1 protein-coding gene is annotated in these 514 nt (G+C 54.3%); it reads right to left on the bottom strand.

The annotated features are described in order from the left end of the window. Positions 1 to 35 precede the first annotated feature (35 nt). On the bottom strand, positions 36 to 461 hold the full coding sequence (locus B3187_RS02835) for a hypothetical protein (RefSeq protein ID WP_024460151.1): 426 nt from the start codon (positions 459 to 461) through the stop codon (positions 36 to 38). Positions 462 to 514 lie beyond the last annotated feature (53 nt).

Raw genomic sequence — 514 nt, 5'->3', positions numbered from 1 at the left:
CTCGGGTTAAACCGAAAGTTATCGTATCGTCGCCTTCAAACCGCCAGAGCACCCTCGTGCGACCACTCGCAGCGTACCTGCATATCTCCTGAGCCCGGCTTGTGGTAGCTTGCCGTAGACTCCCAGGTGAATGTATGCGTGCCGCACAACTCCGTTTCCAGGTGTACCGTGGCCGAGACCCAATACATCTTGCTCAGTAAATCCTCAAACTGTGCGATCCACTGATCCCACTCATACTCAACGGCTTTATAGGATGCGCCGAAATGCATCACCTCCGTCTGGTAGTGTCCTGGACGAACCTCCACCTGCGGAATCGAAAACATCTCCTGGGACAAAAACGGCCAATCGTCCGCGTGCGGCAACGTCAACATCGCGTCGCGATTGACCAGCAGGCGTTGCCCTTCCGAGGGAAGATACGCCATGTCCTTGATGCAACCATACACAATCGATTCTTGATCCATAGCCGCTCCTTTTCACGACTGCCTGACCAATGTTTTTGTCGGGTTACGCTTCG

The organism is Marinimicrobium sp. UBA4209 (genome assembly GCF_002381585.1).
Lineage (GTDB): Bacteria > Pseudomonadota > Gammaproteobacteria > Pseudomonadales > Cellvibrionaceae > Marinimicrobium > Marinimicrobium koreense.
This window is presented reverse-complemented; position numbering and strand designations above follow the sequence as displayed.

Bases quoted from the DNA above. Each gene is read 5' to 3' on its own strand.
- B3187_RS02835 (WP_024460151.1), bottom strand. From the start codon at position 461: ATGGATCAAGAATCGATTGTGTATGGTTGCATCAAGGACATGGCGTAT.